Genomic DNA, 8155 nt, shown 5'->3' with positions numbered 1-8155 from the left:
AGGTTCAAAATCGGGAACTAAAATTGTCTCTACATTTTTGCCGAGCATCGTTATGATTTTGGACCATGAGATATGTTCTGACGAAGAGAGGAGCGTAATCGCTAATCCATCATTCCCTGCACGTCCGGTGCGTCCGATACGGTGGAGGTAGTCGGTGCTGACATGGGGGATATCGTAGTTGATGACGACATCCAGCCCATCGATATCCAATCCTCGTGCGGCGATATCAGTCGCGACGAGGATACGAGCAGAACCTTCTCTAAACTCGCTGAGTGCACGATCACGTGCTCCGTGTTTTTTGTCGCCATGGATGACGACGTTTTTGAGTCCACTCGCGGTTAAATCGGCACTCACCTCATCGGCTTCGACTTTGGTGCGGGTAAAGACGAGAACCTGTGGATAGTTGTTGGAGCCGATCAAAAAGGATAATAGCTCTTTTTTACGCTCTTTCTCAACCGGATGTACGACTTGACGCAACGTCATATCGGCGGCTTTGAGGTTATCGATCTCGATCAAAAGAGGTTTTTTTAGGATCTTTTCACTCAACTGTTTCACCGCAGGGGTCATCGTTGCTGAAAAGAGCATATTTTGGCGGTTAATAGGGAGGAGATCGATAATCTGCCCTATTTCACGAATAAATCCCATATCGAAAATCGTGTCAGCTTCATCGAACACCAAAAACTCGATTCGCGAGAGGGGAACGTGCCCTTGTTTGTTTAGCTCGATAAGACGGCCGGGAGTAGCGACGATGATATCGACCCCCTCCCCTAGCTCTTTGGCTTGACGTGCCATATTGGCTCCGCCATAGAGGGCAAGCGTTGTGATCTCAAGCCCCTGTGCATAGGTTTCAATCGCTTCAGCCACTTGGGAGGCGAGTTCGCGTGTCGGAACGATCACTAGCGCTCTGGCACTGCTTTGTTTAGTACCGCTAGCACTGATGAGTTTATGGAGGATCGGGAGGGCAAATGCCGCTGTTTTCCCCGTCCCTGTTTGTGCCGCCCCGAGGATATCACGTCCTCGCAAAACGAGAGGAATCACCTGTGTTTGGATCGGTGTCGGCTCACTGTAGCCTTTTTCAGTAAGAGTGTCGAGAAGATGGGCATTTAGCCCTAAAGTCGTAAATGACATTATGAATATTACCTTTTTGGTATTTTGTTCATGAATGGTAACATTTTGTCGCTTCAAACCTCCTCATTATGGCATTTTTTTTGCTACGATACCACAATTGATTTGAGAGGGAGAAAAGAGTGAGAGCAATTGCGCTTTTAGTGACGCTGAGTGCGTTTGTATGGGGAGCTGCTACTAGTGGTACCATATTCGACAAAAAGAGTTTAAAGCCCATAGCCTCTGCCATCGTCATATCTGAAAATAAAGAGTACCGAACCGACGAAAACGGTACGTTTCGTATTCCGCAAACCAACATGATCGGGGTTCGTGCGGTCGGATATGAGCGTAAGTTTTACAAAAGCGGCGGGAAAATGTACCTCGAACGTGTTATCCCCAAAGCACTCTATCTCTCCAGTTTCGGAGCGACTCACGGTAAAATCATGGGGAACGCGAAACATTTGATCCGTACGACTGAAGTTAATGCCCTCGTTATTGATATCAAAATGGATCGCGGTCAAATCGCTTATAAAACAGCCAACCCCATCGCCAATAAAATCGGTGCTCAAGAGGTTATCCTTTTTAAAGATTTACCAAAATTCGTAGCCGATCTGAAAAAAGAGGGAATTTATACCATCGCCCGTATCGTCTCGTTTAAAGATACCCCTTATGTGACTGCACATCCGCAATACGGTGTTAAAAAAACCGACGGAACACTCTTTAAAGACAAAGAGGGACTTTACTGGGTCGATGCATCCCGTAAAGACTCTTGGAAATACATTATCGATATTGCCGAAGAATCAGCCAAAGCGGGCTTTGATGAGATTCAGTTCGATTATGTCCGTTTTCCGGATCGCAAAGGGATCAAATTTTCGGTTGAAAACAACCAAGCTAACCGTGTAGAAGCAATCAGCGGCTTTTTAGAGAGTGCGCGTACCCGTCTGATCCCCTACAATGTTTTCATCTCAGCCGATATTTTCGGATACGTCAGCTGGCATGACGCCGATATCGAAATCGGACAGCGTGTCGATGCCCTCGCACCGTATGTCGATTATCTCTCACCGATGCTTTATCCGAGCGGATTTAATGCGGGGATTCCGGGATATTCTAATCCGGTAGCAGCGAACTATGAGATTGTAAAACACTCCCTCGATAAAGCACTCGAAAAATCGGGCGGTTCACCTCTGGCGTATAGACCGTGGCTTCAAGCATTCCGTGACTACGCGTTTGATCGCCGCATCTACGGAGACAAAGAGATTCGTGACCAAATTCGTGGATGCGAAGATTTCGGCAGCTGCGGATGGATTTTGTGGAACCCGCGGAATGTTTATAGTGCTGCAGGATTGATTCGCCTTGAACGAAATGTTAGTAAAAATAGAGATAAACTTTCTTCTTAATGAAAAGAATGTAAAATTTCTTATCTAACAAGGAGTCATCGTATGAATTCAGAAAAAGTAATCTCAGGTTTTTTTATCATCCTTGCACTCACTCTTAATTTTGGATTTGTGTATGGAGATTTTGATGTTATTGCATATCATAGTGTCTATGAACTCGTCGCTGCCATTACCGTAAACATCATAGCTACCGTGATGAAACTGGGAGATAAAACCCAGACCGGTTCCGTTCTCCTCGCTACCAGTTTCGTTGCAGATTTACAGCTTATAGCTGCCGCGTCATTTTGGGGAATCGTCAATATGACCAGTGTTATGACACCTGAACTTTTTACCATCGTCGTCTCTCTCGCCGCAGGAGCACTAGTTGCGAACGTCATTTCAGTCACCCTATTCGTCGGTGAGACTCTTTTACTCAAACGCTAATGAATAACGAATCAACCATTTGGCTTTTTTTACGGAAGATGAGAACTCCCCTCATCGCTCTAAATTTAGCCCATGCCATTCCCGTTATTCTTCTCACGCTTGTTCCAGGTATCGAGGTCAATGGTGAAACCGTTTATCTCAATTTTTTCGATTCCATGTATATCGTCGGCTATACGGCAACTACTATTGGTTTTGGGGAGATACCGTACGCTTTTAGCTATCCACAGCGGATTGTTGTTTTATTAACCATTTATACAGCCGTACCGGCATGGATTTATGCATTAGGTTCCATCATCGCACTTTTTCAAGATAAATCGTTTCTCTATGCGATCAAAATGAATACCTTTCGACGTCACGTTCGCCATCTCAGCCAAGAGTTCATCATTATCTGCGGCTATACCGATGCGGGTAAATTACTCATCAATAAACTCAATCAAGACAACCTCTATCGTATCGTCGTCATTGATAAACAGATGGAAAAAATAGAAGCACTTCAAAGTGAACTTTATATGCCTTCCATCCCCGCCATCCTTGCCGATGCATCCATGACGGATGTACTCAAAGCTTCCGGTGTTCAATCTCCCAACTGTAAATTCCTCATCACCCTTTTTGATGATGATCAGCTCAATCTAAAAATCTCCGTCCGAGCCCGAATTTTAAATCCAAAATTAGAGATCATTGCCCGTTCAGGGATAAAACACGGTGGAGAAAATCTCTCCAACATAGGTGTTAACCACATTATCGACATATTCTCTATTATCGCACGACGGATCGATTTTGCTCTCAAATCACCCTATCTTTTTAATCTTCTTAGCTGGATACAAGGGGGTAATCTTCATGTCAGTAAAAGCGATATTCTGCCAACCGGTAAATACATCGTTTGTTCCGGCGGACGATTCGGTAAAACCATTAAAAAAACACTTGATGTCAATGGAATCGACTATACCTATCTCGATATTAACAAAGAGATCCATGAAAAAGTCTCATCCGATCAGGATTTCTTTTTAGAAGCGGGAATCATGGAGGCTTCATGTATTATTGCCGGAACCAATGATGATGCGATTAATCTTTCCATTATTGCTACTGCCCGCGCACTCAATCCAAAACTTTTTGCCATTGTTCGGGAAAATGAACTCGAAGAAAAAAGCCTTTTTTCGCATCTTAGAGTTGATAAAATTTTTATTGTCGATCAAATTGCCGCATTGGACGGGTACAACTACATTGATCGTCCGATGACATTTGAATTTATCGAAGGAATATCACATTTTGGAAAAGAGCAACTTGTGGATACCCTACTCACCATTACCGATAAAGTAAATAAGCGTCCAGCATTATTGGAAATGGCAATTGATCTAAAACATATGTATGCACTCACTACTTTTTTATCCCATACCTCTATTTCAATCACCCAACTAATTAATAATCCCTATCGAGATGAAACAGATCTGGAAATTGTAATACTCGGGCTAAAACGTTCAAATGGAGAGTTTATTCTCCTTCCATCAGGAAATACGCTACTGATGCCACACGATCATTTACTGTTTGCCACAACTCGACCAAGTTTAGAAACCTTTAAAACCATCGTCAATCATTATTATGAACTTTACTATGTTATACATGGGGTTGAAGCATCACGTCTCGCTCTTCGATGGTTTCGTTAGCCCTATTCAAGTAACTCACTGACTGGCTCATCCACACACTGCCTAGATTATAAATACAAAAAACTATCTCTTAAATACTCTTGACTTCATTTCTTCAACGTATTATAATTATTAAAATTTATTAAAATTTATCAATACTATTTTTAAAATGGAGGGAGAGGTTCTTGTTCCAATTTTTACATAAAAACAGAATCATCGTTTCTCTTGTCTTTTCTTTATTTGTGATATTCGGATACGGATTTTTGAGCTATGAAAATAAAAAAACTGCTATCCTAAAGTCAGTGGATGAAAGGCTCATCGCTGCAGCTATAGCTACCGAAGTTATCATAGGAGATTCTTTCGTCGATCGCGCTCGAACCTCCAACGCTATCTCTCCAAATGAAGATATGAAAAATATTCGATCCCTCTCTAAATTTGCTAAAGCTTCCGACGTAAAATATATATACCTCTTAGTCCTAGATGAAAATCGTACACTCCGTTTTTTATCCAGTAGTGCGACCGATGAAGAGATAGCAACTGGTAACAAATTGACTCGCTATTATGATGACTATGAATTTAATACCCATATTTTACAAGCATTCCAAACAAAACAAGTCGTTTATGAAGATGCCAATCAAGATTCATGGGGAAACTTTAGAAGTATTTATATTCCCCACACAACCCTGAAAGGGCATGATTATGTGATTGGTACCGATTTTGATTTTGCTGTTATTCAATCACTCTCTTTTGAAGCTGCCGTTCAGGAAGTTATTGGAGCAATGCTCATACTTCTTTCCCTCTCTCCAATCCTCTATCTTTTAAAAATGTTTAAAAAGGACAATACTATCCTCCAAGCTCAGATAGATGAAGCGACACATGAGCTCAAAGAAATCAACAATATCCTCCAAGAACAAGTCAGCGACAAAACGCTTGAACTTGTGGAACAATTTTACCGTGATTCACTGACTCATCTACCAAATCGCAATAAGCTAAATGATGATATACAACATGAACCTATCAATGCTATTGCAATCATTAACATTGATGACTTTAAAGAAATAAACGATTTTTTTGGTATCAAAGCGGGTGATAGTATTTTGATCCAATTTTCTAATTTTCTTAACTCCTATCACCCTACTTATAGGGTTGACGGTGATGAATTCGCCCTTATTTATGACCATCTGATTACGCTTGAAGAGATAAAACATCATCTTGAAACTCTCATAACAAAAATAGAAAATGAACCTTTTATCATCGATGATCAAAATATCAGTATACGTCCTACTATCGGTTTAGCGTATGGCAATAATGCTAATTTGATATCGGCAGATATAGCTATGCATCAGGCTAAAGAAAGAAAAATTCCTCTTAATATTTTTACTGAAGATGAACAGATTAAAATCACTTTCCAAAATAATATAACTATGGCCAATACTATCAAATATGCCATCAATAATGAAAATATTATTTGTCATTATCAACCTATCACTACATTTGAAACGCATGAAATTATTAAATACGAAACCCTAGTCCGTCTAAAAACCAAAGACAATCAAATTATCTACCCTAACGATTTTCTCAAACTTTCACAAAAAACGAAACATTACCCTGAAATTACCAAAAGTGTCGTCAAACAATCTTGTGAAACATTTACTAACCGATCTGAAAGTTTCTCTATTAACCTCTCCATAAGTGATATTGTCACCCCATCTACCGTAAGTTTTATCCTAAACACAATCCAACGTACTCAAACTGCCAATAGAGTCATCTTTGAGATTTTAGAATCTGAGGGGATCGAAAATTTTGATGTTGTATCCCATTTCATTGAACAGGTTAAATTGATGGGAGCCAAAATAGCGATTGATGATTTTGGTACCGGATATTCCAGTTTTGAAAATATTTTAAAACTCAACATTGATTACATCAAAATCGACGGTTCACTGATCAAAAATATCGATACTGAAAAAAAACATGCCATCGTGGTAGAGACCATTGTTGATTTTGCTAAAAAAATTCACGTTCAAACCGTTGCTGAATATGTCTGTAACGAATCGGTATATACAAAATGCAAAGAGCTCGGTATCGACTATGCTCAAGGCTTTTATATCGGAAAACCTGCTAAGCTTTAGATGCTCACCCGATCTTCCATCGCTTTGGTTAGTGAGAGAATATCGACGTTCTCCAAACTCACCCCTGTCGGAACCCCCTGTGCAATGCGGCTAAACCGTATATCGCAATCGATCAGTTTATCCTCGATATAGAGCATTACCCCCTGATTCGCGATCGAAGGAGTGAGAGCAAAAATCACCTCTTTAATCCCGCTTTGGACAATTCCTCGCAAATGAGAGATATCGAGCTCTTCGATAGAGTCTAGTACGAAATAACGTCCATCAAAAAGGGCATTCTCTTCAAACGTCAGAATATCTTTGGCATTCTCGACGATACAGAGAATTTCATGATTTCGCCTCTCATCACTGCAAATAGCACATAATTCGTCTTCGCTGAGTCCGCCACACGAGCGGCATTTTTTCAGACTACTGATTGCACTTTCGATCGCATGAGCAAGTTTAAGGGCACCGAAACTATCATGCATCACCATGTGATAGGCTAAACGGGTGGCAGATTTTTGCCCTATAGTAGGGAGCTGTTGGAGAGCATCGACAAGGCGGTTAAATTTTTCTAAGGAACGTTTCATAGTGATTATTATACAATCAATCCCGCTCTTTAGCACTCAACTCCCGCGATAATTTTAAAAATAGCTCCCCGTAACGTTCAAATTTTACCTCACCAATACCGCTGATGTTCAGCATTTCCTCTTTACTTGTTGGCAGTTGTTCGGCGAGGGAGTAGAGGGTTTTGTCTCCGAAGACGATGTAGGCGGGGATGCGGTGTTCTTTGGCTATGCGAGCGCGGAGGGCTTTGAAATCCTCGAAATATTTCGGTGCGTGTAGATTGTCCGTTTTAATTTTTACAGAGGCTTTTTTAGTGGTTAGGCGCTCTTGACGGATGTGGACGCTCTGTTTTCCTTTTAGGATATCGGCACCTGTCGCGGTGAGTTTGAGCGCTTTGTATTCGTCGGGTTCGATGGCTCCGAGTTCGATGAGTCTTTTGGAGATGGTGCTCCATGTACTCTTGCTCAGCTCTTTTCCGATTCCGAAAACGCTCAGTTTCTCATGACCGTTGGAGAGGATTTTCTCTTTTTCATCTGCGCAAAGCACTTCTGAGATATAGGTAGCACCGAAACGCTCTCCTGTTCTATAGAGAGTCGAGAGGAACTTTTGGGCGGGGACGGTGATATCGGTTTTAGGAGCAGATGAATCCTTACAGTTGTCGCAACGATCATTGCAGGGTTCTACCGTGTCGCTGAAATAAGAGGCGATCAGGCGATGGCGGCACTCTTCGGCGGTGGCATAATCCATCGCGGAGCGGAGTTTAGCGAGGATCATTTCGCGATATTGGGGGTCACTTCCCTCGTCGATGAGCCTTTTTTTGTTGTGAAAATCAGAACCTGAATAAAAGAGCACCGCTTCGGAGTCGATCCCATCACGCCCTGCACGTCCGATCTCTTGATAGTAGTTCTCGATGGTTTTAGGC

At 41.8% G+C, this 8155-nt stretch carries 7 protein-coding genes; 4 read left to right on the top strand and 3 right to left on the bottom strand.

All coding sequences use genetic code 11. The annotated features are described in order from the left end of the window. Positions 1 to 1128: DEAD/DEAH box helicase (locus WA010_RS12900; protein WP_422557525.1), on the bottom strand; the 1128-nt coding region annotated here is incomplete at its 3' end. Positions 1129 to 1247: 119 nt separating this feature from the next. Here WA010_RS12900 and WA010_RS12895 point away from each other — a divergent pair. The 4 genes from WA010_RS12895 (at position 1248) to WA010_RS12880 (ending at position 6690) form a co-directional block, all read left to right on the top strand. Beyond that, a complete protein-coding gene (locus WA010_RS12895; RefSeq protein ID WP_422557524.1) occupies positions 1248 to 2501 on the top strand; it encodes a putative glycoside hydrolase in 1254 nt (417 codons plus the stop codon). Positions 2502 to 2543: 42 nt separating this feature from the next. After that, on the top strand, positions 2544 to 2921 hold the full coding sequence (locus WA010_RS12890; RefSeq protein WP_422557523.1) for a DUF6394 family protein: 378 nt from the start codon (positions 2544 to 2546) through the stop codon (positions 2919 to 2921). Positions 2922 to 2959: 38 nt separating this feature from the next. Further along, positions 2960 to 4582 (top strand): potassium channel family protein, encoded by a 1623-nt coding sequence (locus WA010_RS12885; RefSeq protein ID WP_422557522.1) that lies wholly within the window; start codon positions 2960 to 2962, stop codon positions 4580 to 4582. Positions 4583 to 4746: 164 nt separating this feature from the next. Then, positions 4747 to 6690 carry an EAL domain-containing protein gene (locus WA010_RS12880; RefSeq protein ID WP_422557521.1) on the top strand — a complete coding sequence of 648 codons (1944 nt, stop codon included), beginning with the start codon at positions 4747 to 4749 and terminating at the stop codon, positions 6688 to 6690. On the opposite strand, the gene recR is transcribed toward WA010_RS12880, so the two are convergent. Continuing rightward, positions 6687 to 7256, bottom strand: coding sequence for a recombination mediator RecR (recR, locus tag WA010_RS12875; RefSeq protein WP_422557520.1), 570 nt, complete (start codon positions 7254 to 7256; stop codon positions 6687 to 6689). The genes WA010_RS12880 and recR overlap by 4 nt on opposite strands. A 16-nt stretch (positions 7257 to 7272) precedes the next feature. Beyond that, the coding region (locus tag WA010_RS12870; protein WP_422557519.1) for an RQC domain-containing protein at positions 7273 to 8155 on the bottom strand (883 nt) is incomplete at its 5' end.

This window comes from Sulfuricurvum sp. (genome assembly GCF_049305995.1).
Classification (GTDB): domain Bacteria; phylum Campylobacterota; class Campylobacteria; order Campylobacterales; family Sulfurimonadaceae; genus Sulfuricurvum.
Note: the sequence above shows the minus strand (reverse complement) of the source record. Positions and strands in the feature narration are given on the sequence as shown.